This is a genomic window from Lysinibacillus sp. DFXJR4, from assembly GCF_057196045.1.
Genome location: NZ_JBXUNW010000006.1, coordinates 138,566 through 157,799 on the forward strand (window position 1 = coordinate 138,566; position 19,234 = coordinate 157,799).

The 19,234-nt window shown below is 34.3% G+C and carries 20 protein-coding genes; 5 read left to right on the top strand and 15 right to left on the bottom strand.

Annotation, left to right across the window (positions count from 1 at the left end; genetic code table 11):
- Positions 1-2: 2 nt before the first annotated feature.
- Positions 3-446: an SRPBCC domain-containing protein gene (locus tag AC2CGN_RS14645; RefSeq protein WP_484514619.1), complete on the bottom strand. Its 444-nt coding sequence runs from the start codon at positions 444-446 to the stop codon at positions 3-5.
- A gap of 150 nt (positions 447-596) precedes the next feature.
- On the opposite strand from AC2CGN_RS14645, the gene AC2CGN_RS14650 reads away from it, so the two are divergent.
- Positions 597-1,436, top strand: a complete 840-nt coding sequence (locus AC2CGN_RS14650; protein WP_283869999.1) for a YitT family protein — start codon at positions 597-599, stop codon at positions 1,434-1,436.
- A 69-nt stretch (positions 1,437-1,505) separates the two neighbouring features.
- Here the strand turns inward: AC2CGN_RS14650 and AC2CGN_RS14655 are convergent, their stop codons facing one another.
- From AC2CGN_RS14655 to AC2CGN_RS14670, 4 genes are all read right to left on the bottom strand, one after another.
- A complete protein-coding gene (locus AC2CGN_RS14655) occupies positions 1,506-2,408 on the bottom strand; it encodes a D-alanine--D-alanine ligase (RefSeq protein WP_429988267.1) in 903 nt (300 codons plus the stop codon).
- Positions 2,409-2,412: 4 nt separating this feature from the next.
- Positions 2,413-3,864, bottom strand: a complete 1,452-nt coding sequence (pdxR, locus tag AC2CGN_RS14660; protein WP_429989407.1) for a MocR-like pyridoxine biosynthesis transcription factor PdxR — start codon at positions 3,862-3,864, stop codon at positions 2,413-2,415.
- Between the two features lie 214 nt (positions 3,865-4,078).
- Positions 4,079-4,939 (bottom strand): hypothetical protein, encoded by an 861-nt coding sequence (locus AC2CGN_RS14665; protein ID WP_429983395.1) that lies wholly within the window; start codon positions 4,937-4,939, stop codon positions 4,079-4,081.
- The gene (locus tag AC2CGN_RS14670; protein WP_429988269.1) at positions 4,929-5,453 is read right to left on the bottom strand and encodes a sigma-70 family RNA polymerase sigma factor; all 525 of its coding nucleotides are present in this window, start codon (positions 5,451-5,453) and stop codon (positions 4,929-4,931) included. Before AC2CGN_RS14670 ends, AC2CGN_RS14665 begins: the two co-directional genes overlap by 11 nt.
- A gap of 137 nt (positions 5,454-5,590) precedes the next feature.
- Between AC2CGN_RS14670 and AC2CGN_RS14675 the strand changes: the two genes are divergently transcribed.
- Together AC2CGN_RS14675 and AC2CGN_RS14680 are read left to right on the top strand one after the other, a co-directional pair.
- On the top strand, positions 5,591-6,370 hold the full coding sequence (locus AC2CGN_RS14675) for an ABC transporter ATP-binding protein (protein ID WP_429983397.1): 780 nt from the start codon (positions 5,591-5,593) through the stop codon (positions 6,368-6,370).
- Positions 6,370-7,989 (top strand): hypothetical protein, encoded by a 1,620-nt coding sequence (locus AC2CGN_RS14680; protein WP_484514623.1) that lies wholly within the window; start codon positions 6,370-6,372, stop codon positions 7,987-7,989. Before AC2CGN_RS14675 ends, AC2CGN_RS14680 begins: the two co-directional genes overlap by 1 nt.
- A 40-nt stretch (positions 7,990-8,029) precedes the next feature.
- Here the strand turns inward: AC2CGN_RS14680 and AC2CGN_RS14685 are convergent, their stop codons facing one another.
- The 7 genes from AC2CGN_RS14685 to AC2CGN_RS14715 form a co-directional block, all read right to left on the bottom strand.
- Positions 8,030-8,644, bottom strand: coding sequence for an ABC-2 transporter permease (locus tag AC2CGN_RS14685; protein WP_484514625.1), 615 nt, complete (start codon positions 8,642-8,644; stop codon positions 8,030-8,032).
- Positions 8,645-8,747: 103 nt separating this feature from the next.
- A complete protein-coding gene (locus tag AC2CGN_RS14690) occupies positions 8,748-9,125 on the bottom strand; it encodes a GntR family transcriptional regulator (protein WP_054771273.1) in 378 nt (125 codons plus the stop codon).
- Between the two features lie 270 nt (positions 9,126-9,395).
- Positions 9,396-10,010: an ABC-2 transporter permease gene (locus AC2CGN_RS14695; RefSeq protein WP_429983400.1), complete on the bottom strand. Its 615-nt coding sequence runs from the start codon at positions 10,008-10,010 to the stop codon at positions 9,396-9,398.
- A 4-nt stretch (positions 10,011-10,014) separates the two neighbouring features.
- Entirely contained in the window at positions 10,015-10,872 is an 858-nt protein-coding gene (locus tag AC2CGN_RS14700) for an ABC transporter ATP-binding protein (RefSeq protein WP_429986750.1), read from the bottom strand.
- 337 nt (positions 10,873-11,209) lie between these two features.
- Positions 11,210-12,139, bottom strand: coding sequence for an alpha/beta fold hydrolase (locus tag AC2CGN_RS14705; protein ID WP_484514628.1), 930 nt, complete (start codon positions 12,137-12,139; stop codon positions 11,210-11,212).
- Between the two features lie 58 nt (positions 12,140-12,197).
- Positions 12,198-12,359 (bottom strand): hypothetical protein, encoded by a 162-nt coding sequence (locus AC2CGN_RS14710; protein WP_429983403.1) that lies wholly within the window; start codon positions 12,357-12,359, stop codon positions 12,198-12,200.
- 36 nt (positions 12,360-12,395) lie between these two features.
- Entirely contained in the window at positions 12,396-12,899 is a 504-nt protein-coding gene (locus AC2CGN_RS14715; protein ID WP_484514630.1) for a GNAT family N-acetyltransferase, read from the bottom strand.
- 171 nt (positions 12,900-13,070) lie between these two features.
- On the opposite strand from AC2CGN_RS14715, the gene AC2CGN_RS14720 reads away from it, so the two are divergent.
- Entirely contained in the window at positions 13,071-13,406 is a 336-nt protein-coding gene (locus AC2CGN_RS14720; RefSeq protein ID WP_286926383.1) for a hypothetical protein, read from the top strand.
- Positions 13,407-13,671: 265 nt separating this feature from the next.
- Here the strand turns inward: AC2CGN_RS14720 and AC2CGN_RS14725 are convergent, their stop codons facing one another.
- Both AC2CGN_RS14725 and AC2CGN_RS14730 read right to left on the bottom strand, forming a co-directional pair.
- Entirely contained in the window at positions 13,672-14,688 is a 1,017-nt protein-coding gene (locus AC2CGN_RS14725) for a DUF4179 domain-containing protein (protein ID WP_429986319.1), read from the bottom strand.
- A complete protein-coding gene (locus AC2CGN_RS14730) occupies positions 14,685-15,203 on the bottom strand; it encodes an RNA polymerase sigma factor (protein WP_429986320.1) in 519 nt (172 codons plus the stop codon). The genes AC2CGN_RS14725 and AC2CGN_RS14730 overlap by 4 nt, the downstream gene beginning before the upstream one ends.
- A 365-nt stretch (positions 15,204-15,568) precedes the next feature.
- On the opposite strand from AC2CGN_RS14730, the gene AC2CGN_RS14735 reads away from it, so the two are divergent.
- Positions 15,569-17,233: a methyl-accepting chemotaxis protein gene (locus AC2CGN_RS14735; protein ID WP_429983407.1), complete on the top strand. Its 1,665-nt coding sequence runs from the start codon at positions 15,569-15,571 to the stop codon at positions 17,231-17,233.
- A gap of 48 nt (positions 17,234-17,281) precedes the next feature.
- Here the strand turns inward: AC2CGN_RS14735 and AC2CGN_RS14740 are convergent, their stop codons facing one another.
- On the bottom strand, positions 17,282-19,054 hold the full coding sequence (locus AC2CGN_RS14740; protein WP_429983408.1) for an oleate hydratase: 1,773 nt from the start codon (positions 19,052-19,054) through the stop codon (positions 17,282-17,284).
- Positions 19,055-19,234: the final 180 nt, after the last annotated feature.

The window sequence follows — 19,234 nt, forward strand, 5'->3', positions numbered from 1 at the left end:
CCTTAATGAATCAAGGAGGCTCTTAAATTATTAATTCCGTTTTCAACATAAGCCTTTAAGCACGTTAATGTATACACCCAGCCTTCCTTTTGCTGCATCATTTTAGCTACAACATCTGGATCTTCTTCATTTAATCCTGATTCCCTGACTTCAATAACTGTCCCCAACCCAAGCTCTGTAAGTGTAATGGTAACCTCTGTCCCCTTACCATGCTCCTCACCCCATGAAAATACTATTTTCTGATTGTTTTCCATTTCAAGTACAGTTATAACGCCTTTTGCATTGTATTCTTCATATCTTAATAAGATTCTTTTGTCCTTTTCCCATCTTTCCGAGCTACTGGAGAACCAAAAGTTTCCGATTTTATCTGGAGATACAATAGCTTCAAATACCTCGTTGGCAGGCTTATGAATGATTAATTTAGTCATTACAAGCGTATTTAGCATTCTTCATCACCCTTTTTTTCATTAGTATGCTCCATTGTTATAGATTTCTTTAAAAATTAAGTTTACTATTAATAAATATTATTGATAAACGTTCTAAAAACGATATAAACTTGATATAGAAAAAATCAAAACGTTTTGGTGGTGTGTGTAATGAAAAAATACTTTATGGATATATTCATTATTGCCGTTGGGTCACTGCTTTTTGCACTGGCCGTCAACCTATTTGTCATTCCAAATGATTTAGGTGAGGGTGGCGTTACAGGCTTAACGATTATTGCGTATTATCTTTTTGGATGGTCACCAAGTATTGTAAGCTTTGTGCTAAATGCGGCTTTATTAGTGGTTGGCTATAAATTTTTAAGTCGGCAAACAACGATTTATACGATTATTGCCGTTTCTCTCCATTCGCTTTTCTTACATTTGACAGAATCATGGTCCATTGCTTCAAATGAAATTATTGTGAATACTATTTTTGGTGGGGTATTTGCTGGAGTTGGCATCGGTTTAATAATTAGAGTTGGTGGAACAACAGCAGGTTCTACAATCTTAGCAAGAATAACAAATAAGTATCTTGGTTGGAGTATTAGCTATGGTCTTTTATTCTTTGATTTAATTGTCGCTTTTTCATCGTATTTTATTATTGGGGCAGAGGCATTAATGCTGACTATTATTATGCTCTATGTCGGAACAAAGGTGATGGAATTTGTTATTGAAGGTGTCAATCCAAAAAAAGCAGTTACCATTATTTCGAAAAAGCCAGAAGACATTGCGAGTCATGTAAACGGCTTTATGAATCGTGGCGTTACAGTGCTATCAGGACATGGCTATTATACAAAGGAACAAAAAGAAATTCTTTATATTGTAATTAGTAAACAAGAGGTTGTGAAACTCAAGAAAATTGTTAAAGAAATCGATAAGGATGCCTTTATTGCCATTCACGATGTCAGAGATGTTTTTGGACATGGATTTATAGAGTTATCTAAATCTTAGTTAGAGCGTCTAAACACCTTTTGTTGAAGCACAAAAGGTGTTTTTTATACCAAGCAACCTACCACTGATTTATCGTCTTATCTGTAAGGATGTTTCTATTATTTTATCTAGTAGGTTTGCATAGCCTACTCCCGCCCCAAGTGCGCTTTTTGGGAGTAGGCTGTTTTTTGTCATACCTGGTAATGTATTGACCTCCATAACATATGGAATGCCATCTTTGATTAACATATCAATTCTAGCATAAACACTGCATTTTAAAGCGTTATAGCTGGCTATTGCAGCTTCCGCAACACGTTCATGTATGGCAGTCGGAAGTTCAATTACCTCCTCCTTTGTAGAAGCATCATTATATTTCGCCTCATAGTCAAAAAACTGTGCGGTATGTCGAATCGACAATATTGGTAATAGCTCACCACCCATGATCGAGCAGGTTATTTCCTCCCCCTCAATAAACTTTTCGATAATAATTTCAGTATCCCATTTGAATACTTCTGAAACCGCAGATACTAAGGCATCTTTATCATTTACTATTTTAACCCCTACACTGGAGCCACCCGAATTTGGTTTTATTACTAACGGATATCCCATTTTATCCACTTCATCTAGCTGCAGCTCTTCCATAGTCGAAAGATGGAGCCAATCTGGCGTTTCAATTCCTTCATAACGAAGAATTTTTTTCGATATATTTTTATCCATACAAATACCACTTGCTAGCATACCACTGCCAGTATACGGCACACCTAAGGTCTCAAGTACACCTTGTATCGTGCCATCTTCTCCAAATTTGCCATGAAGCGCTAACAAAGCAATATCAATGTTTCTTACTTTCTCTATAAGCTCTGTTTTGTCGTGTAGTTCAATTGCGACAACTTCATATTTATTTTTATCTAAATGGGCAATCATTTCATTCCCTGTCATGATAGAGACCTGCTTTTCAGAGGAAATTCCACCCATAATAACGCCAACTCGCATATTTTCAACTCCCCATTTCATTTTTCAATGTATCTCCAATAATCTTAATTCCATGGACAATATCCTCTTCTTTTAACCGAGAAAAACCTAATCGAAAAGTATTACTCCCTTCGCCATTGCTATAAAAAACATCCCCGGGATAAAAAACAACCCCTCTTTGATAGCACTTTTCCAATAGTGTACGAGCATTTATTCCTTGCTCTAGCTCAATAAAGAGATGAAGGCCACCATCTCCAGTCATTCTTTTAAAGGGAATGTATTGTTTGCAAGCTTGACGGGCTAGTTCATATTTTTTCTTATAGACTGACTTAGCCTTTTTTAAATATTTTTCGAAATAGCCATCCTGTAAATATTGATAAAGTACAGCTTGATCTAATGTTGATGTATGAATAGTTCGTGCCCTTTTCACACTTTCCAAGCAATGAATAAGCTCCCTATCTGCTAAAATCCAGCCAACCCGTAAGCCTGGAAAAAGGATTTTTGAAAAGCTACTGATATAAATAACATTGTTACCTGCACCAATAAAGGTTATTAGCGGTACTAGATGAGAGCCTGAATAACGTAATTCCTCATTAAAGCCATCTTCTACAATCGGAATTTGATATTTAGAAAAAAGGCTAATGATTTCAGCCCTTTTTTCAGAGGAGGTCACAATTCCTGTGGGATTATGATAGGATGGAATCAAATAAGCAAAATCGAAATTCTTTGCTACCAAGCTTTTTTCAACCTGATGTATATCGATACCATCATCCCTCATGTCAATTCCGTGGATATCAAAGCCATGCAAGCGAAAAAGCTTTAATGCGGCGTGATGAGTAGGATTTTCGCAAATCACACACCCAGATTTTTTAGCAAAGGAAGATAGCAAAATGTCCAAACCCTCTGTAAAGCCATTGGTAATTAAAATATCCTTATTGGAAATATCGACACCCTTCCTTTCCATATAGTGAAGAAGGTACTCGATTAGCGGTTTATAGCCCTTGGCATAACCGTAATTCAATACGATATCTCCTTCAAGAGACATCCGAGTTAAAAAGGCTCTTTTGAAATTTTCCACATCAAAAAGCTTTTCTTCTGGGGCAACACTATTGAAGGAAATCATGCCTTTTTCCCAGTGAATATCTTCCTGCTTCATCAAATCTAATTCATCAGCTAACAAAGTAACCTTATTAAGCCTCTCCCTCCAATGAAGCTCCACAGATGTGTTTTTCACTGTTACGACCTTTCCTACGAAATTCCCTTTTCCTTTCACTGCATAGATAATGCCATCTTGCTCTAAATCTGCATATGCATTTAGTACTGTATTTCTACTGACCGCTAATAATTTACTAAGTTCACGGGTAGATGGAAGCTTCTGATGCTCCAACAGATGTCCCTTGATAATCATTTCTTTTAAATAATCTTTTAATTGAATATAAACAGGACGATCCTCCACAAGCTTAAAATCATTAAACACTTCCTGACCCCCTTGCTTTATTTTTGCATAACTGATTCTAACCCAAAAGGTCCACAGCATATCGAATTTTCTTTAGCAGTGGTTGTTACATTTCCTAATTTTAATCTAAAAAACCTTCTGTCGCTGACATTGACAAAAGTAAGAAAGCCATTCGTAGTATTTTTCGAATGGCTTTTTCATAGCATTAGAATTATGAATAAGATTTCTAAAAATGTCAGTATATTTTCCCATTAACATCACAATTAAAATCAATGGTGAATGCTTTTTCGAAATGTAAACCATTATAGTCAAAATTTCCTTCAATACGAATACTATAGGTTCTACCACCATCTATTAAAGAAACTCTATAGGATGTTTGCTCCCACGTACCCCTGGGATAAGCCAGCTTTGTAGAGATATTATCAGCTTTTATAAACAATTGCCGATCGTAAACCTCATTATATTGTGTCTCAAAATGTCCTGTAACTTCTATGGTTTTCAAAATATCTGGGAAGTAAATATAAGTTGTTTTAGTTGTACTGCCATCTGTATTGGTGATTACAGGTTCTGGTGTTATTAACATATTATCAATTTTCTCACGTTCTGTAGCCAAGTGCTCCTCTAACCATGATTCAACGTCATTTTCAAATTGTTGTGGTGTAATCCAATATTCATCTTTATATTCCTCTATTGGTACAACCCCAAAGGATAAACCTGTTTTTTTCTGCATCGCTCTTTCTATAATTTCTAAATATTGCTCATAATATTGTCTTTTTTCTTCATCCGTAAGCGAAAGCGGTTCTTTTGGAGGTTCTTCCACAGACTGTGCTGATGGCTCAATATTTTGCTGTTGCCCTTCATCCGTAATAGCCATTGAGGTATCATTTGAGGGCGGGCTAGCTTTTTCTACCGATTGAATTGTAGGTAGTAGGCTAATTCCTATTAGAATTGCAGCTACTATTGAAACAATTAAGGGCTTAACATGATACTTAGGCTGATCGGACTTCTGTATTTTTGTACGAATATTTGCCTTTTCCTTCTCTGATAATTTTATAGAAGCAGGAAGAGTTCGCTCCAATTCATGTTTAATATTCATATTCAATTTTCCCCTCCTCTATCGTTATTTTTGCTAATTTTCTCCCCCGTGCTAGCCGTGTTTTTATTGTGTTAGGAGAGCATTTTAAAACATCAGCCATTTCAGTAATTGAAAGTTCAACATAATAATGTAGCCATAATACTTCTCTGTATTTAATTGGTAAAGAGCTCACTAGTTCGCCTATTGATTGATTTTGCTCCTTCTGCAAATAGTCCACTTCAAGGGATTCACGCTTTAACCACGTCCTTACTTTTTCTGTCACTTCTAATTTTCTATAGTGCCAGCTTTTTAAATAATTTTGACACTCGTTCACAGCTATTCGGTATAAATACGTTTTTATGGAGGAACGCCCTTCAAAGCTCTCTAAGCTTTTATAAAATTTAATAAAGACATCCTGTACAATATCTTCTGTTTTCTGTAATTCTTTTACATATGTATAAACCAACCGCTTTAAATAATCACCATGTTGCTCCATCGCCTCATACAGCAATTGCTCTTTGTCATCACTAGTCAAAGCTTAACCTCCCCCCTTATAAAGTTAGACAAGTCTGGAAATGAACTGGTTTCATTTTATCAAAAGGAAAATACTCGCTTTTTCTATGGTATAGTATGTTTATGGTTAATTTTTCTAAGATTGAAAGGGGCTACGAAATGGAAGAGATTTTAACGATTTCGAATTTAACGAAAAGTTATGGGAACAAGGAAATATTAAAGGGGATTGACCTCCATGCATCTAGAGGAGAAATTATAGGCTATATTGGCCCTAATGGTGCTGGTAAAAGCACAACTGTGAAAATAATTTTAGGGCTAGAGGGTGACTATGGTGGAGATATCAGGCTCTTTGGTGAGAGCATTAAAGAAAATCAACTAGCCTATAAACGAAGAATTGGTTATGTGCCAGAAATCGCAGACGTTTATGATAATTTAACAGGCTACGAGTATTTAACCTTTATTGGACAGTTATACGGACTTGATTTAGAAGTAGCTGCTGACAAATCAAAGTCCCTAATGGAATTGTTCGGTGTCGGAGAAGCCTACCACGCTAGAATTTCCTCTTATTCTAAGGGAATGCGACAAAAGCTATTAATTATTGCCAGTCTATTACATAATCCAGACATCCTATTTTTAGATGAACCTATTAATGGCTTAGATGCAAATAGTGTCATGATTTTTAAGGAAATCTTAACACAGTTAGCTGCCCAAGGAAAAACGATATTCTATTCATCCCACATTATGGATGTCGTAGAGAAAATCAGTAGCCGAATTATCCTGTTGTACGACGGGAAAATTGCTGCTGATGGTACGTTTGCGGAGCTGCAAGAAGAGAATACAGAGGGAACACTGGAAAGAATTTTCAATCAATTGACAGGCTTCCATGAACATCAGGAAATTGGTGAGAAATTTGTTTCCATTGTACAAGAGGTACGATGATGACAGATTTTAAAACCCTACAGTTGCTTGATAAATTCCGTATTATTTTTATCAAATTGGGCATCGATTATGACATGATAAGGAAAATCCTCCATGTAAAATTAACAATGGATGAGCGTAAGGTACCGACAATATTTAACCAGAACAAGAAGAAGGAAGATCAAAAATACGGCTATATTAAGTCCTTATGGATTTATGTTTTGTTCGGGCTAATACTCATTCCACTGATGAGCTTTGGTCAAAATTTTCTTTTCCAGATGAGTATTTCATATGCCATGATTATTTTTTTAATTATGACATCCTTGATTTCGGACTTTTCATCAGTCCTACTGGATGTACGCGACAGAAGTATCCTTTCGACTAAGCCAATCTCTACAAAAACGATTAATGCCGCAAAGTTTATGCATATTTTCATCTATTTAACTTATTTAACAGTGGCATTAACAGCCATTCCACTTGTCGTTAGCCTCATCAAACAAGGCCTTGTATTCTTTATTTTAACAGTGTTTGAAATTTTTCTAATCAACCTATTTATTGTAGCGCTTACCGCCATTCTCTATATGATGATTCTACGATTCTTTGATGGAGAAAAGCTGAAGGATATGATCAATTATGTTCAAATTGGACTATCCTTAATGCTGATGATAGGCTATCAAGTACTGATTAGATCCTTTGAATTTGTCAATTTAGATATGACGATAGTATTTCATTGGTGGAGTATTTTCCTTATACCAATGTGGTTCGCCGCTCCCTATGAGTTGCTATTAAATGGTAACCAATCCTTAATGACTATAGTTTTTTGTTTGCTAGCAATCATCATACCTATTATTTCAATATGGCTATATATCAAACTAGTGCCAACCTTTGAACGTAATTTGCAAAAACTATTAAATACAAGCAAATCAAAAAAAGAAAGAAAGAATCGTCTAAAGACATTTTTGTTAAACATCATTTGTGGAACTAATGAAGAAAGAGCTTTCTACCGCTTCGCATCCCTGATGATGAAACAAGAGCGAGAGTTTAAACTAAAAGTATATCCATCTTTAGGCTTTTCCTTTGTCATTCCATTCATTTTTATGTTTACTTTTTCTAGGTCTGAGGAAGTTGATTATTCTGTTAGCATGAGCTATTTAAATATCTATTTCAGCATGATAATTATTCCGTCAGCTGTGCTTATGCTTAGTTATTCAGCGAAATATAAAGCTGCTTGGATTTATAAGGTCTTTCCACTTAAAGATTATACAGACCTAAAAAAAGGTAGCTTAAAAGCATTTTTGATTAAATTGTATATTCCATTATATATTGTACTAAGCCTCATTTTCTGCTTCATCTATGGTCCGAGAATTATTCCAGATTTACTGATTGTTTTAGTGACGAGCTGCTTGTACACCGTCATTTGTTATATCACTATAGGAGGTAACATTCCTTTCACAAAGCCCTTTAATGATATTGGCGATGCCCAGAGCTGGAAATCTCTTATATTGCTTCCTCCGTTAGGGGCTCTAGCGGGATTGCATTACTTCCTGGCAGCTCAAGTTTCTTATGGAGTATTAATTTATTTATTCGTGCTTGTCATCACGAATTTCTTTATATGGAAACTTGTATTTAAGCGCACATAAAAGGCTTGAGCCTAGATTACTGGGCTCAAGCCTTTTTATTTTAAAAAACTTTCTTCTCATATATACGAATTGATAATAGCCATGATCCAATATATAAAATAACAGTTGTAAAAATAGCTACGAAATACATTTGCGCTTCTTGTAAAGTCAAGAACTTTCGTGCTAGTTCTCTTAATATATCATTTATAGGAACTAGTAAACTAATTGTTAACATATAGATACCCAATAAAACACCTAAAGCAATCAATAAATAATGCGTTTTAAATTTATAGGAGATTGGAAACATGAATGATATAGCGACCATAACTAGACCAATAATAAACAACATTTCTTTCCATATAAAAAGATCCCCTTTTCCATTTATGAGGAAATCCCCCGCATAAATCATGAAAACAAATATTGTTGTAAATATCAGTGAACCTATATATTTTGAACTGACAATTTCCTTTCTCGTATATGGTAGAGAATTGAGCAGGATATTAGCGTTGTCTTTTTCATCGTAAGCGAAAGCATTCAGTATAAATATTACACTATAAAGAAATCCCAAAGGTATTAGGGAGGGTACACCTGCCAATAAGTAGATTATTATAGTAGCAATGTAAAATAAAATTATTTTCTTTTGTATTAAAACATCCTTAAGTATAAGGTTAATCATCCAATTACCATCCTTTTTTTCGTATATTGCATATGAGGGTACGCTTTTTCACCATAACCGTATCTCCAATATATTCACCACACGAATTTAACAGCTGTCTCCATCACTCATTCTCTGTATACAATAGTGTGAGCATTTCTTTGAGCTCTGCTAAGTCAATGTTCATTTCTTTAGCATTTTGAATGGCAATCAACAGATTTTCTTCGACTACCTTTATTTTTCTTTCTCTCATCATTTCCTTATTTTGTTCAGAGATGAATGAACCTTTTCCCACAATAGAATAAATAAACCCGTTTTTCTCTAGCTCTTCATAAGCACGTTTTGTTGTAATAACGCTAATTTCTAAATCCTTTGCAAGCTGGCGCATAGAGGGCAATGACTGCCCTTCTTGTAGTTCACCTGTTAAAATAAGCTTTTTGATTTGAGCATAAATCTGCTCATAAATCGGCTCTTTTGAACTGTTTGAAATAATAATTTGCATACAAATACCTCTTCTTTATTTTTATGTGATTAGTACATGAAGACATCCGTTATTTTCGTTAGCATGAACCATTAGAATTTTTATTTCAATACGCTGATTATTTCGTCCGCTGTACAATGGAATTTATAATGTCTTTCACATAAAGATTACATTGTATATTGTTTAGAGTATAATTTTCTGCCTCACGGAAATTATCCGTTTATTGATAGGGGACCTTGTTTAAGCACGTAAACAGCTTGAGCCTACATCGCTGGACTCAAGCTGTTTCTTTTAAAAAACTTTTCTCGCATATATACGAATAGATAGTAGCCACGATCCAACATATAAAATAATGATTGTAAGGATAGCTACGAAATACATTTGCGTTTCTTGTAAAGTCATGAACTTTTGTATCAATTCTCTTAGTGCACCATTAAGACTAGGGGATAAAAATTTAATGATTAAAATATATATTCCAAATAAAGCACCTACAGCAATCATTAAAGATTGCGTTTTAAATTTATAAATGATTGGCAGTATAAATGACAAAGTGACCATAACAAGACCGATAATTAGCAATATATCTTTCCATAAAAACAATACCTCTTTTCCATTTAAGAAGAAATCACCTATAGAAGTAATGAATATAAATAGTGATGTATATACCAATGAACCAATATATTTCGAACTAACGATTTCCTTTCTCGTATATGGCAGCGAATTAAGCAAAATATTAGCGTTATCTTTTTCATCATAAGCAAAGGTCTGAGTGATAAAAGCCATACTATATAAGAATCCTATCTTTACTAGGGACACATCTATAAATAAATAAAGTATAATTGTAGCAATGTATATTAAAATTAATTTCTTTTGAATTAAAACATCCTTAAGTATTAGATTAACCATCCCATTACCATCCTTTTTTCGTATAGTACATAATATCTTCAAGCGTCGGTTTTTCCATAATGACAGAATCCCCAAATATGTTCGCCACACGACTTTTATCCGCAGTTAACGCCTCAAAGCCTGTGTTCGATTTACGGATGGCAACAAACTCTCGTTCCGTTTCCTGATCCAATAAATTCAATGTCCCTTTGACAATGGCATATTCCTCTTCAATCTTGTAAAATTCCTTCGTGAATATATGCTCACCATTATGAACAAAGGTAATATAATCTGCAATTCTATCCAGATCTGTTGTTATATGGGTCGAGAAGAAAATCGTTTTATCTTCATCTTGCATTAATTCATGTAGTATATTTAGTAGCTCTCTACGAAATATCGGATCGAGCCCAGCAGTTGGCTCATCCATAATAATCAATTCTGCATGATGAGCTAGGGCTATGGCTAATGAAGCTTTCATCTTCATCCCCTTCGAAAAGGTCTTCATATTTTTATTCAATGGTAGTTCGAACTGATTGACATAATGTTGAAAGGCATTATCATCCCAGTTTTTATAGGCTGGTTTAATGATCCTTTTCATATCCTTTAATGTTACATTTTCATAAAAGACATTTTCGTCATAGACAAAGCCAATACGTTCCTTTATTTCTTTTTCATGCTTCTTGTAATTCATGCCAAACACTGAAACTGTGCCACTATCCTGCTTTAGTAAGTTCATAATCAATTTGATTGTTGTAGATTTCCCTGCACCATTTCCGCCGATAAATCCAGTTACAAAACCCTTTTTCACGTTGATAGAGAAATCCTTTATCTGAAATCCCTTAAAAGATTTATGAACATGCTGTAATTCAATGACATTTTCCATCATCCATCCTCCGTATACAATAATATAAGTATTTCCCTTAAGCTCCTTAAGAAAAATGTTCCTCGTCTAAACAATGTATATATACTTTATATACAATATACACACCATAAACTTGTTTTGCAAGTTTTAATTTCTTAATGTTCAATATAAAAATTTCATTACATAGTAAATCACTATGAAACTGTAACATATGTCTCTTTTTTGAAGTATAAAGGCATACAGTCAAATTAAATGATTGTATGCCTAACGTTAATTTAGATTAATTTGTATTTTCCTCGATGGCAATTTAAAACAACGCACAAATAGCCTGGAGATTATTACATTTTAAAGATTCTGCTTAAAAGTTAGAACTTTCTATAAATTTTTCTGACTCGTCAGCAATTCGCTTAAATTCAAAATCATGAATATAGTGGGCGCAATCTAATTTTATGAATTCACCATCTTTATTCTTACTAATAAAATCCTTTTGAAAGTCAAGCCATGTATCCTTATCCCAGCCTGTTCCTTGCCCATTCGATGAAAATAAAAGTATAGGGACATTTGGGGTTTCTAAGGTCTCTACCTTTTTTGCATTTGCCTTTATGTTCTTCACTTCATTAATCATATTCTTAGTTACTGTTCTGCGATAAAAAATTACCCTATACAGTTCCTTCTCTTCCTCTGTTAGATTTCCATACTTCATCGCATCACTCTCAGCAAGACCCGGAATCCATCTCGTAATGCCAATCTTTGCAGCAAGGGCACTTAAATAAACCATTGGCATGCTTATAGCATAATCCTCATATGCAGCAGGAACAGCCATATCCAATCCAACAATTGCTTTTACCTCGTCTGGATAAATCTGAGCCCAATACAGAGCTTCAATCCCAGACATTGAATGAGGAAATAAAATATAGGGTCCCTCAACACCTGATTTTAATAGAGCTTCCCTTGTTTCCTGTAAAATCGTCTCTATATCTCGATTAGCATCTGTAATGTCACTAAATCCATAGCCTGCCTTTTCAACGACAGCAATTCTATATTTATCACTTAACAAGGAATACAAAGATTTGAAATCTAAAACAGGTGCACTGGTGCCCCCTCCAGACATAAATACTAGCGTTTCTTCACCTTTTCCTTCTATGTATACATGCATTTTATGGTCATTAACCTCTACCATCTTCCCAATGGGTGTAAATCGTTTTTCTTCTTTGGATAATTGTATTTGATGATTTATATAACTAGTTGTAATGGTTAACAGAAATAATGCCATTAATATGAGTAACATTTGTACAATTCTTTTGAACACTAGCTTATTATTCATCCCTCTCCTAAGCTAACCAGAATTATTCTGATTTTTTAAAGTCACCTCTATCTAAATACATTAAAAATAAGAAGCCTACAAAGCTGATTCCTAAAAGGATAGCTGCCCATGTTGTTTTAAAGTTTACAATGAAACTAAACAATGTAAAGATAGCTAATAAAATATAACTATAGGGTTTTTTCAAAAATTTCACTGTTTTAAATGTCACCTCCCTTTTTTTCTAACGTTCTAATATATAGGAGACAAATCGTAACTCCTGACCATTCATTTCAAATTTCTCGTCACTGATACTTACCTGTTTAAATCCATTTCTTTCAAGGACTCGCTGGGAAGCAATATTATGAGTTGTTGTTTTTGCCTTCAACTTCTTGATAGTGCCCTCTGTTTCTAGTAATAGCTTTAAAGCTTTAGCTCCTATCCCATTTCCCCCGTATTCTTCCCCCACTCTATAGCCGATTTCAGCAGAATTATTAGTTGCATCAATATCCACTAAATTTATCCTTCCTACAATATTATCCATGTTGTCTCTAATTAAATAAAATATTGATTTTTGTTCCTGTTGCTCTGCTAAAAGCTCTTTATGTCTCTCTTGAAATGTTTCAAATTTATAATAATCTTCCCCACGGCTTGGTACCATTTGCTCAAAAAATAATCGATTATTCTTTTCAAAAATAAATAATTCTTGCGCATCATTTTCCTGTAATTTATAAATAGATATTTCCAAATTTACTCGCCCCTCTTGTCTTTTTCAAAAGATGTTTTCTGTTGTATAATTTGTTACAAAATAACAGATAATCTTTAAATATTATCTTAACGAAGAGTTTAGATATTATCAAACTTTTAAAGAAAGCTTGTGTTTTGATGAATAGAACTTATATAGAGGAGAAATAATTTGATGAAACGCATTTTAGCATGGATTGTCGCTCTTGCTTTGCTAATTGGTACAGGTGTCTATTATTATGTAAACGTAGATAAGCATTATGTGTACTTACATGAATTCTATGATTTCCCTATCCCAAAGGAAGCAACGTTAGAGAGTGAAAGTGCGAATGGTAATGGCTTTACATGGGGAAAATCCACAGGTACAGAGGTTCCTCTTGGCTATCGTATAATGATTAAAAAGAGTGGATGGAAGCAGGTTAAAATGGATGGTCATAATGTCATTTATAAAAAAGATGACAAAGTAATAAATCTATCATTAGCAAATAAATATATTGGCGTCCTGAAATAGAGGATAAAAATTTACTTCTATAATCTAGTAAAGCTGATTCATCATTTTGAATCAGCTTACTGAGCAACATATTTACTTTCTTTCAGTAAATCATACATGATGGTATCTTTCGTTATATGAATACCTAATTTTCCTATTTGCTTAAAGATAATGGTGCAACTATGAGATATATTAACAAATAATACAAATTTATATTCCCTTATGCTTGCAACACAAGTTGGTTCTAAATGGATCAACATCATTAGCATGAGCTGTTAAGCGTCCATTAATTCTTACTGGTTAATGTTAATTTTCCAAAGCCTTTAATAGTTAAACTTACTTGCTTTTTTTCATCCCAAATACTATAAGGATATACTAAATTAACTATAGTTTTCCCATCTATTGATTTTATATTGGCTCCTCGTGCATAAAAGGACTCTCCCTTTTCATTTGTTAATGCCCATTCAAAAAATTGATTTTCATCCTCATAAAGATCTGCGTCGACTATTAATGATACATGCATAGAGCCATTCGTAAGGGTTGCTGATTGAAGTTGAATGCCCTCAACAGCTTTTTCCGCTTCAAATGATTGTGTTACAACCTTCATTGGTTTCAATGTAAATGGCCATTCTCCATTAATTGAAACAATCCCTTTCTTTTCTGTATTGAAATGAATTGTTTCAATTACTAATTGAGCGTTATCTAAAGAAGGCCACGCCCGTTCATTCGACTGTAATAGAAGTTCATAAATTATGGTTTCATCGGTTCCTTTCAGCATTTGCTCCTCAGCATTACCCGTAAAACCTTTTGAAGTAAGAGGCTTTGTATCTGAAATAAGGGCATCAATTTCTTTTCCTGTAGAATCATACATACGGTATTCAATGCCTACATGATTAATATCCTTTATATCCATATTTTTCGGCAAAATTTCCATTTGCAACCCTACACGGAAAGCATCAGCAAATATATTTTCCAGTGTAACCGTAATATCTTGTGAACTTTGCGATACACCGACATATTGCACTTCTCCATTTTGACTAGCAAGTTCAATCCCAGCGTCATCAAACCCTAAAAACGCTTTTAGTTTGGCCATCGCTGTATCATTAGATAAAATCACACCCGAAGCGAGCACTACACATGCTGCCGCAGCTGAAATAGGCTTCAACCAACGTTTTTTTGTCTTTTTCTTTGATTTAGAGCGAATCTCGGTATAGGAACGATTAAAAGCTTTCTGCACAATATCTGGTAATTCTTGCTCTCTATTCATTTCCTCATGTAAACGCTCGTCTAATGATTTTTTCATAGTAATTGTGCCTCCTCAACATAATAATTATTTTTCAGATATTGCTTCGCTCTGGAAATCCTCGACTTAATCGTCCCTTCTGATTCATGAAGAAATTCGCTTATTTCCCTTGTCGTGAGTCCATTCACATAATAAAGTGTTAAAGCAATGCGATAGCTCTCATCTAGACTCTCTAATGCTTCATCGAGCTCAAGAGAAATTTGATCTTGGTGTCGCAGTTCATGCAAAGTCGTCACATCCAGAGGCACAGTACGCTGATCCTGCCTCATAAATCGGTAGCAGTTATTTAAAAGAATTCGACAAATCCATGTATTAAAATATTTCGCTTCTTTTAAAGAATCTATTTTTTCAAACGCTGTCAGAATCGTATCTTGTAGAAGGTCTGCAATATCCTCATCTTTCAAACCAAGTCGTTTAGCCGTCCGATAAAGTGTCATTTCGTATTGACGGATTAATTGTATAAAAGCTTCTCCATCTCCTTTCTTTGCTTTTTTCACTAGAAACTCGGATTGCATGTCATCACCTCTTTTTTCTCTTATATACCGTTAGAGCATTTCGATTGATAGTTAGTTGCATTCATTGATTGATTATTTAATAACACTAAAAAGCAACAAACGAAACAAATTTTCAAGCAATTAATCTTTCTATTCATGTACTTAAAAAAAGCTTACTGTTTATCTCCAAAAATAGGTATTTTCGATGTATTTAAAGCTTCATAAAATTGTCGGAAAATAAAGGGACTTTTAGACCCCGTTTCGACACAATATAAGTAATAAGTTTATTAATTTTTATTGACATACCTGTTTTATTGCATAATACTATACTTAAAATTTGAGTTTTCATAGGTATAAAGTTCCGAAAAACTCGAAGGGGGAAAAATATGAAAAGTAAAAGTATTAAGCGACGATTATTGTTTTTTACATTAGGTTTGCTGTTATTGTCATCTGTAATTAATTCTGTATTAGGCGTGTGGATTGTTGGGAAAAATAGCAAAGAAGTTTTAATTGAGAAAGCCAATGAACAGGTCTATGAAATCGCAAAGCAAGCAGAAACTATATTAAATTCTGAGAATGATCCCATCTCATCTTTACAAGATTTTGTGGAGTTAAAAGAACAACAAGATAATGTCACTTATGCTATTGTCATTGATACCAATGTAAAAGCTGTGGCGCACAGTGATAAAGGAAAATTAGGAAAAACATATGATGATACATACACAATCGATGGTGCTAAACACGGAAAAAAGCAATTTACAAGATGGTATGCTGAAGTTCAAGGTATATGGACATATGATATCATGGAGCCTATATATAAAGATGGCGAGCTGTATGGAGTAATTGATATTGGGGTACCTGAAAGCGGTATTCAATCTATTACAAACTCTGTACTAGGCTATCAGATTATTACAGGTATAGTAAGTTTTATCATTATAGGTACTTTAATGTGGTGGATTATTGGTCGCATTGTTGCTGCCATTAAGAATCTCGAAAAGGTTATTCATCAAACTGCTGGCTTAGACTTTACTGAAAATCCTGAGTTAGATAAGCTATTAAATCATCCAGATGAGATTGGTCTCATGGCAAAAGGCATCTCTAGCATGCGATCTGCATTAAAGAATGTTACCAACAACATACATAATACTAGTTCTGAGTTATCAGATTCCTCTAAGATTCTTATTCAAATAGCAGAAGATACAGTACGTACGACTGACGAAATTAGTTCAGCTATTAATGAAATAGCAAAAGCTACGGAAGAACAGGCTCATGATACAGAAAAAAGTGCTGAACAATTAAATCAACTATCTGGAAATATTGATCGTGTTATAGAGCATACAGAGAAGATTGCTTCCATGACAGAGGATATTGATCATTTAAGTAATCAAGGTGTAGAAACTGTCAACCAACTCTCTATTTGGTCAGAGAAGAATCGCGAATCTTCACAACAGGTAAGTAACATCGTTCAAGAAGTAGATAAAACTTCATCAGATATATCAAGTATTGTTAATACAATCACAGATATCGCAACGCAAACTAATTTATTGGCTCTAAACGCTTCTATTGAGTCAGCTCGCGTTGGTGAAGCCGGTAAAGGTTTCGCGGTTGTTGCTGATGAAATTCGAAAATTATCTGAACAGACATCTAATGCTACTGAGGATATTAAGAATAAAATCTCTGCCATTCAGGACATTTCTAAAAGTGCTGTGCAGGAAATTAATACGAGCCTTAGCGTTGTCGAACAAAATGCAAAAGCTACAAAGGATACTAGTGAGATTTTTAATACAATAAAGACAGCTCTAGATCAAACGAGTGAAGTGGCACAAGAGGTGAAACTTTTATCTAATGAGATGGATGAACGTAAGGAGCAAATCATTAGTGCAGTTCAAAACATATCTGCTTCTGCCGTAGAAACTTCTGCAGGTACAGAACAAGTTTCTGCCTCCGCAAATGAACAGCTTAAAAGCATCGAGACTGTCTCTGAAAAAGCTAAAGACCTAAATGCTATTGCTGATGCTTTAAGAGACGAAATGAAAAAATTCACTATTTAATGTAAAAAAGCTGATTCAATTATGAATCAGCTTTTTTAGTACATATCTCTAAATCAATTTACTTTCTTTCAGTAAATCATAGATGATTGTGTCTTTCGTTTTATGAATACCAAATTTACCTATTTGTTTCAAGATAAATGGAGCATCTACATCTGTTAATTTTTTACCATCCAGTAAACGAGCAGTTGAAGATAATAAAGTACGAATGTCAAAAGTAGATGCAAATACTTCAGGAACGCCTCGATCAATATCTAATAATTGATAAACAGCTTCCATCGCAGTTCTTACTGAATATTCAGTTGTAAATACTGTGTCTCTTTCTGTTTCACTAAAGTTCCCAATGAAGGCTAGGTTAGCAGATCCACTAGGAACAACTAAAGGGCGATCTCCCAATGCTCTAGGCATAAAGTAAGATGTTATATAAGGCATGTAACAAGGAATCGTATTGCAAGAGTTCTGTGCTAAATCTGGTATTTCGTCTACTGGTACACCCATATGGTACAGCCATTCTTGCGCTATCTCACTTCCAGAACATTCAGTGATACTCTTTTTAATAAAATCACCTGGTTTATTAGATAGTAAACCATAAATCCAAACTACTAATTGGTCTTTTGGTTGATCTTTAAAATGAGGTTGTCGGTTTAATGTATAGCTTAGCATCCAGTTAGAATCTGTAGCAGTTACAATACCACCTGTCACTACCTTACCAGCATATGGATCTCTTTTACTGATTTTTTCAATATACGGAGCAACTCGATCATCCAATGTAGTAAGTGTTGCTGAAACAAACCAACTTTCTTCAGGAAGATTATCGCAGAATTTTTCTGGTCGACCAAACTCAGAATCTTGAGAAGCGATGTTTTTCCAAAGTGACCAGCTTCCGCCTAAATCAGTGCTTATAGGAGCTGGCGTATTATTGTCACCATAAGTTGTACTCTCCGTAATACTACCATTTGTAACAAATACTAATTCATTTTCTGTTAGCTCAATATTCTTTTTCACACCATTTTGTTTTAATACTAAAGTATGTGCTACTTTTTTATCGCCAACTTTATCAACTAAAACATTCTCTACAACCGTATTAAATTGGAAATCAACATGATGGCTTTCCAAATATTTAATCATTGGAAGTACTAAAGATTCGTACTGATTATATTTTGTAAATTTCAAAGCAGATAAATCAGGTAGACCCCCAACATGATGAATGAAACGCATAATATAACGACGCATTTCCATTGCAGAATGCCATTTTTCAAAAGCAAACATCGTAGACCAATAGAGCCAGAAATTCGATTCAAAGAACTCTTCAGAGAAAACATCTGTAATTTTTACATCCTCTAATTTCTCTTCAGGCGTAAAGAATAATTTAATCATTTCTTCAGATGCTTTATCAGATAGCGTAAACTTCCCATCATCCTCAAGTCTTTGGCCCCTATTTTCAATTAATCTACATTTTGAATAGTTAGGATCCTCTTTATTTAACCAATAAAATTCATCTAAAACAGAAGCGTTTTCTATTTCTAATGATGGGATGGAACGGAATAGATCCCATAGGCATTCAAAATGATCTTCCATTTCTCGACCACCACGGATAATAAAGCCTCTTGTCGGATTTAAAATACCATCAAGACTACCGCCTGAGATATCTAGTTCTTCGAGAATATGGATATTCTCTCCCTTCATTTGACCATCACGAATTAAAAAACATGCGGCTGACAGTGAAGCTAGCCCTGAACCAACAAGATACGCTGACTTCTCATCAACACCTACTGGTTTTTTAGGACGTGCAAAAGCCTCATAATTACCATTACTGTAATACATAATACCGCCTCCATAAACTATTATCGTGATATAGCATATCATCATTTTGCATGATGATGGTAAAAAGAGAGAGAAATTAACAAAAAATTCAATTTTGAAGATAACTCAAGATATACATATACCCTATTATTGGACATAACAATTCATTGCATTTTTATAAATTTTTCTTTATATCAAAGT